A 17,606-nucleotide genomic window follows, 5' to 3' on the forward strand; every position below is an offset into this window, starting at 1 on the left:
GGCCCCGCAGCCGCGCGGTCCGCCATGCGGACCCCGCGCAACCGATTGAAACGACGATCAAGGCCAGCGAACCACCGGTCTACCCCTATGAGTCCGGCACCTAGGGACCCGAGGTGCCGACGCAGGAAGTCACCCCCCGGCGGCTAGCAAAACCCAGCAGTGACGGGCTAGGCCGCGCGCTCATCTTGGGAGATATTTGTAGATCACCCAATACGCCATCCCCACAAAGACCCCCCCGCCGACGATATTGCCGAGTGAGACGAAGGGCAGGGTGCCGACGAGGAAATTCCACCAGGTCAGGGCGTCCAGGTGTGGCACATGGTCGGCGACGCTCGCGACGAAGGCCGGGTCCCACCAGGCCAGCAGGAGCGCATAGGGCAGGAAAAACATGTTGGCGACGCAGTGCTCGAAGCCGGCCGCGACGAACATCGCAATCGGCAGCGTCAAGGCGGCGATCTTGCCGCCGATGGTGCGGGTGGTGAGTGCCACCCAAATGGCGATACAGACGAGCACATTGCACATGATGCCGCGAAAGAAGGCCTCTCCCGGGGCCAGGGCCGCCTTGGCGGCGGCAATCTTGAGCGCGGCGGCCCCCAGCTCGCCGTCGGCGGCCGTATAGACACCGGTCAGGATCAGCAGCACGGCCGTGCCTAGGGCCCCGACGAAGTTGCCGGCAAAGACGAGCCCCCAGTTGCGCAGCATCCGCCGCAGCGTCACCTTGCGGCTGGCATAGGCCATGACGATGAGGATGTTCCCGGTAAAAAGCTCCGCCCCCCCGGCAATGACCAGCACCAGCCCCATGGAGAAGGCGAGCCCCTTCATGAACTGGATGCCGCCCCACCAGACACCCGCGGACCCGGTGGAGACGATGATGGCAAAATAGGCCCCGAGCGCAATGAAGGCACCGGCCATGATCCCGAGCACGAAGGTCGTGAGCGGCGGATTGTTCGCCTTCTTGACCCCGGTGTCTTCGCTCAACTCCTCGACCTCCCGCGATAAGCGGTCATCGAAGCCGGCCGGCACGAGCGCGACGGCACCGGCGAAGCGGTCAGGCGGCAATGAGTCAGACATGATGCCCATCCCGCTCCACTGGAGCCGCTGGCGAAAGATCAAGTAAGAACAGATAGTTAGCATGGCTGATAGACATGACCGACACCCTTTGGTTGCGATTGACCCAATGAACCACCCCGCCGGCAACCGATGCCGACCGTTCGGCCGCGCCGGGCGGAGAAAATACACAGAGCGACAGATAACGGAAGAACAACGCGACCACCAACGGACAGCGTCCGGATTCGATGTCAGCCACTCGCAAGACGACAGACAAGGCCGAAGACACGCGGCGCCGGCCTCGATCATCGTCCTTGGCGAGCTTGGCGCCTTGGCGTGAGATCTGCTTTTTCCAGGATCAAGGCCGCGGCGCCGGATCTCAAGTGCGGCGCTGCCTCACAAGCGACCGCCCAGGACGCCCAGGGCGATGCCCACAAATCCGCCACCTGAGGACCCTGGACGGTCGAGCGGGAACTGACGGCTCCCGGCGGGCAGCAGGAAACGCTGGTCCCGGGCCGGCAACGCCAAAAAGCAACCGCGCAGGCCGCTATTTCTCTTGGATCGCTTCCAACTGTTCAATGCGTTCCTTCAGGAGCAGATTCAACAGCGCTGCTTCGCTGACCCCTCGCTGGTCTGCCAAGGCACGAATCTTGAGCCAAAGCTGCCTATCGACAGGAAAGTGGCGTCGTGGGTATCCCAGAATTCACCGATAGCCTGGTAGCCGGCGGCGGAAACAGACGATTTATTCGCCATATCTGCTTACCTCTTTGTCGGCCATGTCCCGGGCCGAGACGACGATGGCCCACTTGTCTCTCGTGTAAACGAAGAACACACAAAGCCCCGAAGGGGCGCAACATACCAGCCCAGGGCAACGCCCTGGGTACGAGGTATAACCGAGTCCAGCCCTGAAAGGGCGTGACATAAGGAGTGCCGCCGTTATGTCACGCCCTTTCAGGGCTAGACTATTACACGACGCAATCCCAGGGCGTTGCCCTGGGCTGGTATATGCGACCCCGTTGGGGTCGCTACGCTATATAAGATAGAACCGGATATCGGCAAACCATCAATTCCTCACTTGGAACCCGGGTTGTGCAAGGAGCCACCGGGTGTATTTGGCATCGGCAAGCAGTACTTCCATGGGCTGCACTTCGTATTTCCCAAAAGGGACTATGCTCTGATCGGATATCTGTGCCATTTTCTTTCCAGCCTTGTCCGCCGTCAGTCGCGCTCGGGGTCGCTTGTATAGAGCCCACCCATGTCGCACTCGTCAAACACGGACTCCGCCGCGCTGTAGGGTGGACCGACCCAGTTACGCGGGTCCCCATCCAGCTTGATCGCGCAGAGGGTGCGGGTACCAATATCGGTGCAGCGCCAACGGCCGGTGGCCGTCCAGAACTCGCACCCGATGGAAAAGTCGGTCAGCAGCATGGCCATTGAGATTGAAAGGTCAACCGCCTCGCGGCGAAATCAGGCGGGAGGATAGCCCGGGGGCGGGCGGCGGGCAAGGTCATGGGGCTTAAGGGTCGGCCTTCATCATGGTCCCGGCCACCCCGTTTGCCGCGAGGTGGATGGTCCGCACAGCGGACCCTACGGGGCGACTCGTCGCGACCGGGGCCGCGACGACGGCAGTGAAATCAGGCGGACCCACTAGCCTCGACGAACGCCGCCGTCTCCGCCGCCAGGGTGCGTAAGAGCCCATCGGGCACCCCATCGGCCCCTTGGCCGAGGGCCAGCGCCCGCATCAAGAGCCCCGCCTCCTCCTCGGTCAGGGCGCCCCGCGGCAGGGCCTCGGCGAAGACCCAGACGCCGGCCTGGGCGGGGGGCGGCGCGCTCTCCTGGCCGACGCGCAGCGCGGCGGCGGCCAGCAGCGCGGCGACCAGCAGGTCCATGGCGGCGGCGGGGCAGGCCTGGCCGATGAGGACCTCGGCGCCGTGGAGTTTTTCCCGCGCCTGGCGCAGCAGCCGGGGTTCGGCGTGCACCGGGGTGCCGTCCGCGGCGGCCAGGTCCGCATCGAACAGGGTGCGCGCCGCGGCCACCGGGGAGGCGGCGCCCAGGCGGTTCAGGCCGCCCAGGGTGCGGCGGTCGATGAGTGCGACCGGGACCGGGCCGGGGATGGCGGCGGCGGCGCGGTCGGCCAGGTCATCAACCTGATCGAGCACGACCAGCAGACCGCCGCCGGTGCCCAGAATGCGCTCGATGCGCGCCCCGAACGCGGACTGGACGGCGAGGATGGCGTCGCGGACCTCCTGCTCGGCCTCGTCGAGCGGCGGCTCCGCCAGGGGTTGCGCGACGGCGCGCGGCGCTGGGGCGGGCTCGGCCTCGGGGGTCGGCTCCGCCGCCGCGGCGGTCTCGGCCAAGCCCTCGGTCGCTGCATCGAGGGTCGCGGCCCCGTCCGCGCCGGCCCCCGCGCCGACCGCCTCGGTCTCCGCCTCGGCCTTGCCCGCGACCTGGCCGGGATTCTCCGCCAGGTCCTGCGCCAGGACCTCCAACAGCTTGCGCGACACCCCCGCCACGTCCTCGGTGGCATCCGGGTCCACCACATTGTCGAACAGGTTGCGCTTGCCGCCGACCAGTTCCAGCACCCGGCACTCATAGGAGTCTGCGGCAACCAGGAGCAGGATCTGCACCCGCTGGGTCTGACCCAGGCGGTGGATGCGCCCGATCCGCTGGTCCAGCACCGCCGGGTTCCAGGGGATGTCCAGGTTGATCAGGACCGAGGCCGCCTGGAGGTTGAGCCCCACGCCCCCGGCGTCGGTGGAGATGAAGACCTGGGTCGCGGGGTCGTCGCGGAAGCGGTCGATGAGCGCGCCGCGCTTGTCCGTGGGTACGCCCCCGTGCAGGCGCACGCAGTTGAGCCCCATGGCCCGCACCCGCGCCTCGACCATGCGGGTCATCTGCTCCCATTGGGAGAAGATCACGGCCTTCTGCCCGGACTGGAGACAGAGGTCATCGAGCAGATTCACGAGTTCGTCGAGTTTGGGCGAGCCCTGGGTCTCCTTGTCCACCAGACCGGCCGCGTCGCAGGCCATGCGCGCCTGTTGCAGGGCGGCGAGTAGACGCTTCTGCTCGGAGGGGGTGAGCGGGCGGCGCTGGGCGATCTGGGCGATGAGACGGGCGCTACGCAGGGCCGCATCGTGCAGTTCCATTTGCACCGCGTCCATCGGGATGTCGAGCCGGCTCTCGATGCGCTCCGGGAGCTGGTCGCGCACCAGTTGGCGGTCGCGCCGCAGCATCACCGGGGCGAGCCGACGGCGCAGTTCCGAGAGGTTGCGGTAGCCCAGGACCTTGCCGCGCTCGTCCGTGATATGAAAATCGACCAGATAGCGCCACAGCGGCCCCAGCACCCGGTGGTCCACCACCTGCATCAGGCTGTAGAGGTCCTCCAGGCGGTTCTCCAGCGGGGTGCCGGTGAGCACGAAGGCATAGCGCGAGGGGATCCGCTTGACCGCGGCGGCGAGCTTGGTGCGCCAGTTCTTGATCCGCTGCGCCTCGTCCAGGATCACCAGATCCGGGCGCAGCGTCTCGTTGATGACCGAGACATCGCGCAGGACCAGTTCATAGTTGAGGATGAAGAAGCCGCGGCCCTCGCGGTACTGCACCGCCCGCCCGGCCGCCGGCCCGCCCACCACCCGCGTCTCCTGGCCGGTGAAGCGCTGGATCTCGCGCGCCCACTGCGCCTTGAGCGAGGCCGGGCAGATCACCAGGACCCGTTCGACCTCGGCCCGCTGGCGCAGCCAGGCCGCGGCGGCAATCGCCTGGAGGGTCTTGCCGAGCCCCATGTCATCGGCCAGCAGGGCGCGACCCCGGGCGACCAGGAAGGCCACGCCGTCCACCTGATAGGGATAGAGCCGGGCCGTCACCCCCGGCAGCCGCCCGCCCCCGGCGCGGATCGACTCGCCCAGCGTGCGCGCCCGCTCGCCCTGGGCCGCCTGCTCCGCCAGGCGCCGGGCATAGTCCAAGGCGTCGGCCCCCAGGTCGATGTCCGGGCGGCCGGCGAGTTGATCGGCCAGGCGCAGGAAGTCCTCCGGCAGGCGCCGACAGAAGGCACCGGCCGCGTCGAAGTGGACGTCCAGCAGGTGCGCGAGGTCCGCGTCGAGGGCCAGGGCCCGATGCAGCCGGATCGTCGGACCCGGGTCCGACTCCCAGTCGAGCCAGATGAAGGGCGTAGTCGGCGCCTGCTCCTTGAGCCGCGCGAAGTCCCGGCGCTTGCCGATACGGTGCAGCACCGCCTCGATGTGCTTGCAGGTGCCGAGCTGATTGCTCGCAAAATCCGGGCAGGTGCAGTAATTGGCCCGCTGCGTAAGCGAGCGCACGTGCACCCGATAACCGACCGGCACATGGGTAGACGAGGTGATGGAGCGGGCGCGCCAGGCACCGAAGGCCAGATCGCCGGAGACCGGCTCCACCGCGACCTCGGTGCGCCCGCGCTTGATCCGCTCATTGATGGCGCCCTCCGCCGCGCCCACCAGTTCCCGCGCCCCGGTGCTGCGATCGGCCCAGGCGAACAGTGCCGCCAGCGCATGGACACAGGGCGGACCCGGTTCGGCCGGACAGGCGCAGTGGGTCGCCAGCCGGCCCGTCGCATCGAAGGTCAGTTCCAGGGCCACCTGCTCCTCGGTCCCCTCGTCCTCCACCGTCGCCCAGAGGCAGACCCCATCGCGGTCGACTGCGACCACCCGGGTGTCCTTGAAGTGGCGCAGCCCGGCACGGACCAGCTCGGCCGGGGCCAGGGCCTCCAGCCCCTCCTGGTCGAACAGAAAGGGGTCCGGGTCCGCGGGCCGGTTGGATTGGGGGTCCGCGGCAGGGGCTTCGGGTGGGCTCATGGGCGTGGTGTGGGCGGGTTGGGGAGGCGGGATCTTACCAGCAGCGGGGGCCGCCCTGGGCACTGCGCGTAGGTCCCTACTACCCGGTTTCAGCTTATCTTGCGTATCGCCCCCCGGGCTGCATGGCTGGTAGCGGCCGATCCCGAACCCCTACTACCCGGTTTCAGCTAATCTTGCGTATCGACCCCAACGGGGTCGGACATACCAGCCCAGGGCAACGCCCTGGGTATGGGTCATCGTAGCGCTTAGCCCTGAAAGGGCGTGACATAAGGCGATTTCCGAAGAACTCCGAACCACGAAGGCTCGACCTACGATGGCCGGGGCGGCCGCGATCAGCACTCCGGCCACTGGGAGCGCCGCACCCCAGTGCGGCGCGGCCTACCCACAGCACGCAGCGTCGCGGTCGTTCGCGAGGCCGAACCGCACTGGGGTGCGGCGCTCCCAGCGTTCGACCCGGGCTGCGCGCATGCGCTCGCCGGTGCCGGGTGGCCGGGATTATGACCAAGGCCGCCGGGGCGATTCGACCGGAGGCCGACGCTTTAGCGGGCAGCGGCGCCGCATCCGGCTGAAGCCTCGACCTCCGGTTTGTTGTGCGGGTACTACTGTCCTGGGTCTGAAGAGGTCCGAGCCCGCGGGCGCGTCTGCCGCGTCAGCCACGCGATGACGGCATCCTTGGATGCCGCACCGCTCGCGACCGCCATCACCAATGCCTCGAATGACTCCGGGGATGCGGTCAAGTGGATCCCGTTGACATCCAGGAACACGAAGGCGGCCATCGCGGCGACACGTTTGTTGCCGTCCAGAAAGGGGTGGTTGGCGGCGAGGTGATACAGATAGGCCGCCGCCATGGTTTCAGGATCGCCGTGAAGGTAGTCCCCGCCGAACTGCTGTTGCGGCATCATGACCGCGGATTCCAGCAAGCCGGGGTCGCGGGTCCCGGGGAAGCCGCCTTCCGTGGCGATGGTGTCCGCGTGCAGGTCGAGGACGTTGCGCAGCGAGAGAAAGAGCGGCCCGCTCACTCGTCCCCGGGACCCGCGGCCAGATTGCGCAGGGTCTGGCCGTAGCGCTCGCGCATCTTCGCCAGGGACCTCTTCAGTTGCGCCTTGGGCACACCCATCGGGACCGGCGTGACCACCAGGGTGTTGCCCGTGACGGTGACTTGCAGCGGCGTGTCCTGGTCGATGCCCATGGCGTCCATGGTCGCCTGGTCGATGGGCAGGACCTGCCCCCGGCCCTGACGGCGTAGTGTCGTGATCACGAGGATTTGGCCCTCCGCAATGGGTATCCTGAGGATTGTAACCTGGCTTTGCGACGAGGAAGGGGCCGGATCCTCGATTGAGCGGCACAGCGCAGTGTACCGGCCTTGAGCACATCCTTCGCGGCCTGGGGGCCGCTCCTACGCGGCGTAGGAGCGGCCCCCAGGCCGCGACGGGTTGCCGCAAGGGCGCGTGGCCGGAGTGACGATCAAGGCCCAGGGTGCCCATCTCCAGACCTCCGCGGCCGTCAGCCACCCGTCGCACCCGCTCCCGCCCGCAACCGGATCTCGTCCATGATACGGGTCGCCGGCAGGTGCGGCCCCAGGGCCAGGCCCTCCAGGTCGATCCGGCCCATGGCGTCCACCCGCTCCCGTACCGAACGCCGCGCCGCCTCGCCGACCGCCAGCACGGCCCCCAGGCGGTCGATGAACCCCGGGTCCGCGATCAGGTCGGCGGCCAGGGGGTTGTCCGCGGGTTCGGGTCCGGGCGGCGGGATGAGGGGCGGCAGCGGGTCCGACGGGACGGGCGCGGAGTCCGATGCGGCCGGGACCAGGCGACGGTGCAGCCGGATGAGTTGGCGCCCGATGACCGCCAGGTCCGGGACCGGCGTCGGCGCGGCGCCCGCCGCCGGCGCCCGGCGGCGGTGCCGCAGCGCCAGGGCGGCGAGGGCCGCCGCCACCAGGTCGGGCCGCTGGGCATAGCGGTCGGCGATGGCGAGCACCGCCGCCGCATCGGGTGCCGCGGCCAGGGCGGACAGGACCCGGCCGCCGGGGTCCAGGCAGCGGGTGCGCAGCAGGTCCTTGACGGACGCGGGCAGCCGTGACCAGTCCTGGCGCAGGCGCTGCTCCAGGAGGGCGGCGGCGGGGGCGCGCTCCAGGGTCCTCAGGAGCGCCGCCATGATCCGGCACTCGGCGAGGAACCCCGCACGCACGCCCGGCGCCGCGGCCGTCGCCGGGGCAGGCCCGCCCTCCAGGGCCGCCGCCAGGTCGGCGAGCAGGTCGGTGAGGCGCGCCCGCCCGGCGGTTTCGCCCGGGTGCGCCTCCTCCAGCCGCGCCAGCCCGCCAAGGTAGGCGCAATAGAGCCGGGCGCCGTCGGCCCGCAACCCGGCCTCATCCACCCCCTCACCGCGCGGACCGGGCCAGAGCCCGGCCGGCGGCGGCGCGTCCAGGGCCTCGCCCAGGGCCCGCCAGGCGAAATCCAGGGTCGCGCCCAGGCTGTCGGCCAGGTCGGTGCCCGTGGCCCCGGCGTCGGCCCCGGCGGCGGCGCTCCAGGCCAGGCGCTCCGCGAGTAGATAGAGGGCCGCCTCCAGGTGCAGCGGCAATTCCGGGCCGCGCGCCGCGGGCCGCCCGGCGCCGCGTCCGTCCGGACCCGCGGGGGCGAAACCGCACCGCTCCGGGTCCAGACCCCGCCACAGCGCCTCCCCGAGCGGTTCGCCGGTCAGGGACTCGACGCAGCGCAGCAGGTTATAGAGTTCCCCGCTGCCCGTCAGGCGCGCCAGATAGGCCGCCGCCCCCGAACCCAAGCAGGTACGCAGGGCCCCCGCCAACTGGACGCGCCGGCCGGACTGACCGATCAGCCGATCCCAGGTAGGACGCCGCTCGCGGGTGCGCTCCATCAGGATGCCGGTGCCCAGACCATCGCGCTCAAAGACCTGGCGCACCGCGTCGTCGGCACGCTGCCCCTGGTGCCCGGGCCCCTCGAAGAGGGCGCGGTAGGGACGTTCCTCCCGCAGCCAATCGGTACCATATTGGTTCCAGAAGGCCACCGCCTTGCGGGTCAGGATCAACTGCACCGCCGGGGTCGAGCCAACCACCAGAACCGGGAGCAGGTTCAGGGGCGTCCAGCCGGTGTCCGCCAGGGTGTTGGCCAAACCGTCGGGGTCCTTGTTGCCGGCATACCCCAGGACCTCGACCAACTGGTCCAGTGTTTTCTGGTCCCCGCCCGGCTGTCCGGCGTCCGGCGCCGGGGAGTCCCGCGGCGCATCCGGGTGCGCAACAACGACCGGGGGCGGGAAGATCGCCGCCGAGGCGGTGTCCTGCGCCACCAGGGCGCGGTCCCAGGGGGAGGCCGCACCGGGCGCCGCGGCCTCGCCCAGGACCTGGCACAGCCAGGCGGCGGGCAGGCTGGAGAGGTCGCCCACCTGGGTCAGCACCAGGAGGCCCTGACCGCGCCGCCGCAGGCCGGGCAGGGCCCGCACCCAGTCCAGGTCCGCCGCATCCAGGGCGCCCTGACCGCGCAGCACCAGCAGCGCCAAATCCGGGCGCCCCCAGGGGCCGCCGAAGAGCCGGTGCCGCAGCCAGCGCCGGCCGGCGGCCTGCTCCAGACGGTCAAGGAAGGCACCCAGGCGGCGGCCCACGGGGCTCCCCACCAGCCGCCGAAGCAGGCCGAAGGAGTAGTTCTGCAGCTCATCCCAGGCCCAGTCTGCAATGGCCTTAGAGCCCAGGAGGCGCAGCCGCAATTCGTGCGGCAGGAAGCGGTTGAGCGCCTCTAACCAGGCCCAAATGGCGAGGACGAGCATGAGAAGCCCTCCGCCCTGCAGCCACGGGTCGAGTTCGCGCCAGCCCGCCCACAGGGCCCCGGCCAGGGCGTCCAACCGTCCCGGCATCCCGCTCAAAGCCAGCCCGGGCCAGGACGCCGCTGGTCCCTTGCCGTCGCGCAGGATACCCAAGGCATCGACGCCGGTCTGGTCGGCCAGGGTCCAGACCAGCAGGGCGCCGAGCCCCAGGGCCAGCAGCAGGAGACCCAGGGCCGTGCCCGCCGGCAGCCACCAGATCTCGCGCCACTGCTCGGCCCCACGCGGCCCGCCCAGACCGGTGAGCGGCCGGACCAGCGCCCCCGCCAGGGTGCCGACCCACCGCAGCCCCTGCCGTAGCGCGCCGCCCTCCTCCGCCGGGGGCCAGGGCTGCCTGGGGGCGAGCATAGCCGTCTCCAGGCGAGCACGCAGCCCCTCACCCGTCCGGCCGGTCCCGTCCAGTTCCAGCAGGCTCAGACGCGGCGCACGGCAGCGGCCCTTGGTGGGCGGGTCCGGCCGCTCCTGCCGCCATCTCTGGGTCAGGGTGTGCAGGCGCGCCGGGGCCGAGCAACGCAGCCTGGCCAGATCCGACTCCAGCGCGGCGGCGTCCGCGCAGACCAGGGCCAGCGACCAGCAGGGGGCCGCCCCCGCCAGCCAGGCACGGACCAAGGCGGCGAAAAAGAGCGACAGCGGCAGACTGACCGGGACGGTCAGCGGCAGGTCCGCCGCCCCGTCGGCGGGCCCCGGCGGCAGGGCGGAGAGCCGCCGCAACTCGATCCGGTGGTCGTCCGGCCGCTCGGGCACCCGGTCGAGCCGATAGACCTGGGCCTCAGTCGCCCCCGCCTCGCCCGTGGACACCGCATCGGCCGGATCGGTTTCGGGCGCGGACGCGGCGGCGGCCGGTGCCGGGGGCCGGGGGCCGAACCAGAAGCGGGTGAAGCAGTCGGCGCAGCCGCTCATCAGAAAGTCGGCCAGGGCCTCCGGGTCCCCGCCGCCGTGCGGCCCGGCGGGCGCCTCCGCCAGGGCGGCCAGGGTCTCCACCAGGGCCAGGTCCAGCCGCTTGCCGCGGCGCCGGGCCGCCGACTCCGCCGGGTCGGGCGCTTCGGTGTCATGGCGGACCTCCGTGAGCGCGGAGTCTCCCACCGGGCGGAAGAAGTTCCAGGCGTCCCAACGCGGCCGGGCGATCCCGTCGCCGCCCCGGTTGCCCCAGCAGCGATTGCCGTCGCAGCGACCGTTCGCGGCCAGGAAGGCGATGCCGGATTCCAGGTTGTGGTCGCAGTGGTTGTCGGTCAGGTCGGCTTCGCTTGGGGGCGAGGAGTCGTCCATGCGCCGAAGGGCGATGCCGGAGCCGCCGTTGGACCAGCAGTCGTTGCCCGTAACGCAGCCATGGTAGGAGACAAACTTGATGCCGTGCTCCTGGTTGTGGTGGCAGCGGTTGGCCGTCAGGTCCGCCTTGCTCGGCTCGTTCGGGGAGTCCGAGTCGCGCTGAAGAACGATGCCGGAGCGGCCATTCCCCCAGCAGTCGTTGCCCTCGGCGCGGCCGTGGGAGGAGAGAAAAACGATACCGTTTTGCTGATTGTGGTGGCAGCGGTTAGCCGTCAGGTCCGCCTTGCTCGGCTCGTCCGTCGAGTTCTGGCCGCGCTGAAGGCAGATGCCGAAGAGGCCATTCCCCCAGCAGTCGTTGCCCTCGGCGCGGCCCTGGGAGGAAGAAAAGTTGATACCGGAGGTCTGGTTGTCGTGGCAGCGGTTGGCCGTCAGGTCCGCCTCGCTCGGCTCATCCAGGGACTTCGGGTCGCGCTCAATGTGGATGCCGGAGTAGCCATTCCCCCAGCAGTCGTTGCCCTCGGCACGGCCCTGGGAGGAGAAAAAGCCGATGCCACTCTGGTGGTTGTCGTGGCAGCGGTTGGCCATCAGGTCCGCCTCGCTCGGCTCGTCCGGGGACTCGCGGTCGCGCCAAAGGCCGATGCCCGAACGGCAATTCCCCCAGCAGTCATTGCCCGCGACGCGGCCCCGGGACGAGTCGAAGAGGATGCCGTTGCGACACCCGGACACCCGGCAGTCCGCGACGCGCACCCCCTGGGAGCGGCGGGCCAGGACGCCGTGGAAGTGGTCCCCGCCGCCGCTCAGGGTGCAGCCGATCACCCGCACCCCGGTGCAGTCCACGAGCAGGATCAGGGCCTCGTCGCTCCGCTCGGGCGCCGGTTCGGGATGCAGCCCCGCCTCGACCTCGATCGCCAGCCCCTCCACCCCGGCCCCGGCAACCCCCGTCAGAGTCAGGGCCGACCCCGCCCCGGCCCAGATCAGGCGCGCCCCCGGGTCCCCGGCCAGGGTCACGCCGGCCGGGACCGCGAGCGGCGTGGTGCCCCGGTAGTCCCCCGCCCCCAGGCGGACCAGCGCGCCCGCGCCGGGTGCGGCCCCGACGCGCGCGGCGGCGCGGGCGAGGGCCGCGGCGATGCCGTCCCAGCCCTGCGCCGCCGTGCAGTCGATTGCGTCCGGCCCTTGATCAGCCATCTGCCGTCCCCCGTTCGCCGCCCCTGATGAACGGGCGTCAGGATAACCGGGCGCGGCCCGGGGGGCGAGCGGCGGCGGGCGTTAAGGTGAACTCCGGATGACTTTGAACCCAGACCACAGACCGGAGGTCGAGTTTTCGGAAATCGCCTTTGCGGGACATCCTTCCGCTGGTCTCAGGTATCCGTGACGACAATGTCGTTACGCAACTGCTAGTATCGGAGCAACCGGGAGGAAACACCATGCCGACAGTCCAAGAACCAGCCGCCAAGCGCCAGACGCTCAACCTGCGCATCAAACCCGAGGAACGCGAGCTGATCGATCGCGCCGCCCGTGCCAGCGGTAAGAACCGCACCGAGTTCATCCTCGATGCCACCCGCCGGGCCGCCGAGGACGCGCTGCTCGACCAGGCCCTGCTGCGCGTCGGAGCCGAGGCCTTCGCCGCCTTCCAGGCACGGCTCGATGCCCCACCGCAACCCAATGAACGACTGTGCAAGACCATGCAGAGTGTGCCGCCATGGGAGACGCCGTGACGCTCGGCGCGCCGCAACCGCTGGCCGCCATACATGACTGCACCGGGTTCGCTATGCCCGAGCCGATCCCGGTGGTCGTGCTGGCCCGTCTGGCCGTCCACTGTTCCTGGCAGGGAAATGGGCTCGGCCGGGCCCTGATGCAGGATGCCGGACAGCGGATTGTCGGCGCCGCGGACAGCATCGGCATCCGTGGCGTGCTCGTGCAGGCCCTCGACGATGCCGCCAAGGGGTTCTATGAGCGCCTTGGCTTCGACCCCTCACCGCTCGACCCGATGGCACTGATGATCACCCTGGGCGACCTTAGGGCAAGTCTCGCCGGTCGCGTTCGGTCAGCGTGAGCCGACCCGAGCGGTTGACGTACTCCATCTATTACCACAGGGTCGCGACCGGAAACGCGGTGAACGCGGGGTCTCGGGACAGTTGCGGGTCCGCGGTGAACCACCAGAGCAGCGCATGGGTATCGAGCAGCAGCCGCATCAACGGCCTTCCCAGGCGGCGAGTTCTTCCGGGGGCAGGGGCTCAAAGAAGGCGTCGGTCACGCGGCCCGCGAGGCAGGGTCCCGTCAAAGTCCGGGGGCTTGACGTAGCGGCGGGGGCCTCGGGCGATGCGAAGCGCGCGGGTGACGGTCGGGCGGTAGATCTGGCGAAGACGATCGCGGGGTTGGGCGAGGCGCGCGAAGGGGAAGTGCGCGGGCGCAGGCGAGCGCCAGCCTCCGCCGGAGCGGCCGTGCGTCAGCGTCAGCGGCGTCGGGTGTCAGACGCCGATGGCGGCCAGGGCCCGGCGCGGTTGGTGAGCGAAGGCGCGCAGGGCGCTGGCGATATTGGTAAAGCCGTGCAGACGAGCCAAGGCGATGGCGAAGTTGCGCAGGCTGGCCATGATGGCCGGTCCGTGGCCGACGCGCACGCGCGAGCGATCCTCGTCGAAGGTGACGTCGCGGACATAATGGGAGCGGTTCTCGATGCCCCAGTGGCCGCGGTTGAGTTGCAGGAGTCGCGGCGGGTCGGCCAACTGCGGTGGCAGGCTGGTCACGGCGAACACCGTCTCGTCGCGTTGCTTGCCCGACGTGAGTTCGGTGACGGCGCGTTCGATGCGACAGACCTGGGCGACGTGGGGGAAGTTGACGTAGTCGTTGAGGGCCGTGGAGGCCATCAAGCGGCGCTGCTCCAGGCGCCCATGGCCCTTATCGAGGGTCGTGGTGCAGAGGGGGGAAATGCGCCTCGGTCAGGGCGCTGAGGTCGGCATAGAGGGTGGGCTGATTTTCTTTGACCGTGAAAAAATAGTGGGCCTGTTTCTCCTCGACCAGGAAGCGCGCGGTCTCGCGTTGGGTATGCAGCGCATCGGCGGTGACCACCCGTCCCGTGAGGTCCAAGGGTGCGAGCAGCGGTTTGAGCTCCGGGATCTCGTTGGTCTTGGCCGGGATCTCGCGCTGCGCCACGGTCACGCCCTGATCTTGGAGGAACGCGCTGAGCAGATGCACCTGGGTGCCGTCGGGGCGCACCGCCCCGCGCAGGGCCTTACCATCGACGGCCACGGCATCGTCGGCAGCGACGAGGCCGAGCAGCCAGTCACTCAAGGTGGCATCAATGGCGGCAACGTCGCTGGCTTGCAGGACGCGGCGCAAGGTCGGCTCGGAGGGTGGCTCGAAGCGCTCGGTGCGGGGATTGTAGCGGGCGTGTAGACGCTTGAGTTGGGCCTGGGTCAGGCGCGCTGCCCACTCGGCGAGCGCGGTATAGCCGCGGTTGCCGGCGAGTACGGCGGCGAGGCCGATGCTCAACACCGTGGCCTGGGGATGGCGTTTACCGCGCGGACGGCGCCGATCGGGCAGCGCGCGCAGACGCTGCTGCAGGTCCTGCATCTGGGCCGTGGTCAGGGTGACGGATTGCATTGGCGTGCTCCAAGGGGCGGGTAGCACGGGGGCGCACAACAGCGCCCGGGCGCGTGGGTGCAACGGATAGACGAGTGCCTGCTTGGGTTCGCCATGGGGGGTATAGCGGCCGTTGCAGCGCGCAAAGCCGCGCGTGGTGCCGACCACCTGCCAGTTGGCGGCGCGGTAACAGGCACCGGTAAAACGCGTTGGATCGACGAAGGTCTCGGCCAGCAACAGGCGGTGACCATGGACGCGCAGCCAATCGTCGGACAGGCGCCGCAGGTTCAGCGCCAGGATGCGCGAGGCCAGATTAGGGACGCGCCCGGTGGCGGGGAGGATCAAGAACCGGGCGTTGTTGGCCAGCAGATGCAGGCGTTGATAGTGCAGCACCCGCGGCCAACCGATCCAGGCATCGCGGGCCGCGCACTTGAGCGCCGCCGCCTGCCAGCCGAGCAGCGCCAGCCAGCACCCATCAAGCGTGGCAACGTAGCGTAAGGTCTTGCCGAATAACGAGCGTAGGCCCAGGTAATGATGCGCCTCGACCAGCGCATCCCACGCGTCCCGCTCCCCGGGCAGGATCAGGCGGACCTCCAGACGCCGGAGTAACTCCGACGCGGGGCGGCAGGACTGGCAAGGAATTTCGGCCATGCCGACTGTTGTAAGACATTTCGGGCCGAAAATCCAGTTCTGCGAACATCGGTCACAAGCTCAAGGGGCTACGGGTGAACTCGACGGAGCCCTGGCCCGCGAGGCGCCCCGGTTGACGCCGGGCGGGTGTGGGCGCCAAGGGCATCAGGCGTGCGTAGGGCTTGCCGGCCTTGGCCAGGATGCTCTCCTGACCGGCATGGGCCTGCTCCAGGAGCTTGGATAGGTGGGTCTTGGCCTCGTGGACGTTGACGGTTAGCGTCATCGGCGGCTCCTGGTGGACTTGAGTTCGCGGATTGGCCTTGGTCATCACTCCGGCCACTGGGAGCGCCGCACCCCAGTGCGGCGCGGCCTATCCGCAGCACGCAGCGTCGTGGTCGCCCGCGAGGCCGCGCCGCACTGGGGTGCGGCGCTCCCAGCATTCGACCCGCGTTGCGCGCGTGCTCTCGCCGGTGCCGGGTGGCCGGGATTATGACCAAGACCCGCGGACTCGAGTCTATGCAGGTTGACCCTGCGATGGAAGCAGCCTGGTAGCTTGGGGGGCGGGACATTCCTCTCGATCCGACCCCTTGTTCTGGTGCTGTTGCCTGGTGCGGGCCCGTGGGTCGGGAGAAAACGTGTCGGACGCCCGTCCGGCGCGGGAGCCGGAATTGCTACCGGGAGCGCCGCACCCCAGTGCGGCCAGGCCTCTGCACAGCCTACACAGTCGGGGTTTTTGCGAGCACGCGCCGCACTGGGGTGCGGCGCTCCCAGGGGGCGCTCCCGGGGTCGGCCACCAGCTCAGAACTGGCGCACCTTGATGTTGAGCGTCTGGATCCGATAGGCAATCTGCCGCGGTGTCATGTTGAGCAGGCGCGCGGCCTTGGCCTGGACCCAGCCGGCCTCTTCCAGGGCGGCGATGACGCGCTCGCGTTCGTCGAGATCCGGGTCGTCCAGGTCGACCTTGGGGCCTGAGTCGGCCGAGGACTCGGGGCCTGGATCGGCACCGCTGCCGGGCGCGGTCCCCAGGGTGGCGCCGGCGGGCCGCCCGTCCCAGGTGCTGACATCCAGGCCGGTGAGTTCGATGACGCCGCGGTCGATGGTGCCGTCGGCGCTCATGACGGCCGCGCGCTCCATGCAGTTCTCAAGCTCCCGCACATTGCCGGGCCAGTCGTGGCGCATGAGGATGCGCAGGGCACTGTCGGTGATCGAGAGCTCCCGGCCCTGCATCCGCGCGACCTTGGTGACCAGGAAGCGGGCGAGATCCGGGATGTCCTCAATGCGTTCGCGCAGGGCGGGCATGCGGATGGGCATGACGTTGAGCCGGTAGTAGAGGTCCTCGCGAAACTCGGAGGCGCGCACCTCGGCCTCAAGATCCCGGTTGGTGGCGGCGATGATGCGCACGTCGACCTTCAGCGTCCGGCCGCCGCCGACCCGCTCGAACTCGCCCTCCTGGAGTACGCGCAGGAGCTTGGCCTGGAAGGCGGGGCTGATCTCGCCGATCTCGTCTAAGAACAGGGTGCCGCCGTCGGCCTGCTCGAAGCGGCCCTTGCGCATGGCCACGGCGCCGGTGAAGGCGCCCTTTTCGTGCCCGAAGAGTTCGGACTCCAGCAGGTTGTCCGGGAGCGCGGCGCAGTTGAGCTTGATGAAGGGGGCGCGGGCGCGCGGTGAGTTGTAGTGGATGGCGCTGGCGATCAGTTCCTTGCCGGTGCCGGACTCGCCGCGAATGAGCACGGTGGTGGTCCACTTGGCGACCTGGCGGACCTGGTCGAAGACCAGGCGCATCGGCTGGGTGCGCCCGATGATGCTGTCGAAGCCGTGGACGCCCTTGACCTCGCGGCGCAGCTTGTCGCGCTCCTCGCGCAGGGCCGCCTGTTCGGCCTCCACCCCGCGCGCCAGGCGGATGGCCTGGCCGATGAGGTTGGCGACCATCTCCAGGAAGCGGGCGCGCTCCTCCAGCAGGCCGTCGGCCACCGGCGGCTGGGCGGCGAAGACGCCGACCGCGGCGCCCTCGCCGATGCGGATGGGCACGCCGATGAAGGGCAGGTCCGATTGGTAGAGGTTCAGGCGGTCCAGGAAGCGCGGCTCGTCCCCTACCCGGGGCAGAATCCAGGGCTGGTTTTTCTCCAGGATGCGCCCGATCACGCCCTCGCCGGGGCGGTAGCTGACCGGCTCGAAGGGGTCGGCATCCTCTTTGTTGTAGAGGGCGCTGATCAGCAGCTCGCCGCTCTCCTCATCGAGCAGGCTGACCAGTCCGTAACAGAGCCGGCCGCGCTCGTGCAGCACCCGCAGGACCTCGCGCAGCGTCTGGCGCAGATCAAGCGAGCGGCTGAGCACGGTGCTGACCTCGTAGAGTGCGGCCAACTGGGTCTCCAGCAGATCCAGCCGCGCCGCCTCCGTGGCGGTGACCGGTACCAGGGGGTCGCGATTCATGGG

General features: G+C 69.9%; 13 protein-coding genes. 2 read left to right on the top strand and 11 right to left on the bottom strand.

Features of this window, described 5'->3' with window-relative positions; all coding sequences use genetic code 11:
• Positions 1-180 precede the first annotated feature (180 nt).
• The 7 genes from THSYN_RS24695 to THSYN_RS36535 form a co-directional block, all read right to left on the bottom strand.
• Complete coding sequence (locus THSYN_RS24695) at positions 181-1,071, bottom strand: formate/nitrite transporter family protein (protein WP_157817912.1); 891 nt, start codon at positions 1,069-1,071, stop codon at positions 181-183.
• The gene (locus THSYN_RS34310; protein WP_157817913.1) at positions 1,064-1,306 is read right to left on the bottom strand and encodes a hypothetical protein; all 243 of its coding nucleotides are present in this window, start codon (positions 1,304-1,306) and stop codon (positions 1,064-1,066) included. The genes THSYN_RS24695 and THSYN_RS34310 overlap by 8 nt, the downstream gene beginning before the upstream one ends.
• 959 nt (positions 1,307-2,265) lie before the next feature.
• Positions 2,266-2,481, bottom strand: coding sequence for a hypothetical protein (locus THSYN_RS24705; protein ID WP_216644621.1), 216 nt, complete (start codon positions 2,479-2,481; stop codon positions 2,266-2,268).
• A 200-nt stretch (positions 2,482-2,681) separates the two neighbouring features.
• The gene (locus THSYN_RS24710; RefSeq protein ID WP_100921485.1) at positions 2,682-5,870 is read right to left on the bottom strand and encodes a DEAD/DEAH box helicase; all 3,189 of its coding nucleotides are present in this window, start codon (positions 5,868-5,870) and stop codon (positions 2,682-2,684) included.
• Between the two features lie 599 nt (positions 5,871-6,469).
• A complete protein-coding gene (locus THSYN_RS35495; protein ID WP_216644622.1) occupies positions 6,470-6,889 on the bottom strand; it encodes a type II toxin-antitoxin system death-on-curing family toxin in 420 nt (139 codons plus the stop codon).
• The gene (locus THSYN_RS35500) at positions 6,886-7,128 is read right to left on the bottom strand and encodes an AbrB/MazE/SpoVT family DNA-binding domain-containing protein (protein ID WP_216644623.1); all 243 of its coding nucleotides are present in this window, start codon (positions 7,126-7,128) and stop codon (positions 6,886-6,888) included. Before THSYN_RS35500 ends, THSYN_RS35495 begins: the two co-directional genes overlap by 4 nt.
• A 245-nt stretch (positions 7,129-7,373) precedes the next feature.
• A complete protein-coding gene (locus THSYN_RS36535; protein ID WP_100921487.1) occupies positions 7,374-12,149 on the bottom strand; it encodes a right-handed parallel beta-helix repeat-containing protein in 4,776 nt (1,591 codons plus the stop codon).
• Between the two features lie 239 nt (positions 12,150-12,388).
• Between THSYN_RS36535 and THSYN_RS24725 the strand changes: the two genes are divergently transcribed.
• The gene (locus tag THSYN_RS24725) at positions 12,389-12,679 is read left to right on the top strand and encodes a type II toxin-antitoxin system TacA family antitoxin (protein WP_100921488.1); all 291 of its coding nucleotides are present in this window, start codon (positions 12,389-12,391) and stop codon (positions 12,677-12,679) included.
• Positions 12,664-13,017: a GNAT family N-acetyltransferase gene (locus THSYN_RS24730; protein WP_100921489.1), complete on the top strand. Its 354-nt coding sequence runs from the start codon at positions 12,664-12,666 to the stop codon at positions 13,015-13,017. Before THSYN_RS24725 ends, THSYN_RS24730 begins: the two co-directional genes overlap by 16 nt.
• Positions 13,018-13,432: 415 nt before the next feature.
• Here the strand turns inward: THSYN_RS24730 and THSYN_RS36585 are convergent, their stop codons facing one another.
• From THSYN_RS36585 to nifA, 4 genes are all read right to left on the bottom strand, one after another.
• On the bottom strand, positions 13,433-13,828 hold the full coding sequence (locus tag THSYN_RS36585; protein WP_100917962.1) for a hypothetical protein: 396 nt from the start codon (positions 13,826-13,828) through the stop codon (positions 13,433-13,435).
• A gap of 31 nt (positions 13,829-13,859) precedes the next feature.
• Positions 13,860-15,194 (bottom strand): ISAs1 family transposase, encoded by a 1,335-nt coding sequence (locus tag THSYN_RS24750; RefSeq protein ID WP_216644545.1) that lies wholly within the window; start codon positions 15,192-15,194, stop codon positions 13,860-13,862.
• Between the two features lie 52 nt (positions 15,195-15,246).
• Positions 15,247-15,456, bottom strand: coding sequence for a type II toxin-antitoxin system Phd/YefM family antitoxin (locus tag THSYN_RS24755; protein WP_100921490.1), 210 nt, complete (start codon positions 15,454-15,456; stop codon positions 15,247-15,249).
• A gap of 515 nt (positions 15,457-15,971) precedes the next feature.
• A complete protein-coding gene (gene nifA / locus THSYN_RS24760; RefSeq protein ID WP_100921491.1) occupies positions 15,972-17,603 on the bottom strand; it encodes a nif-specific transcriptional activator NifA in 1,632 nt (543 codons plus the stop codon).
• Positions 17,604-17,606: the final 3 nt, after the last annotated feature.

The sequence above is a fragment of the Candidatus Thiodictyon syntrophicum genome (assembly GCF_002813775.1).
Classification (GTDB): Bacteria; Pseudomonadota; Gammaproteobacteria; order Chromatiales; family Chromatiaceae; genus Thiodictyon; species Thiodictyon syntrophicum.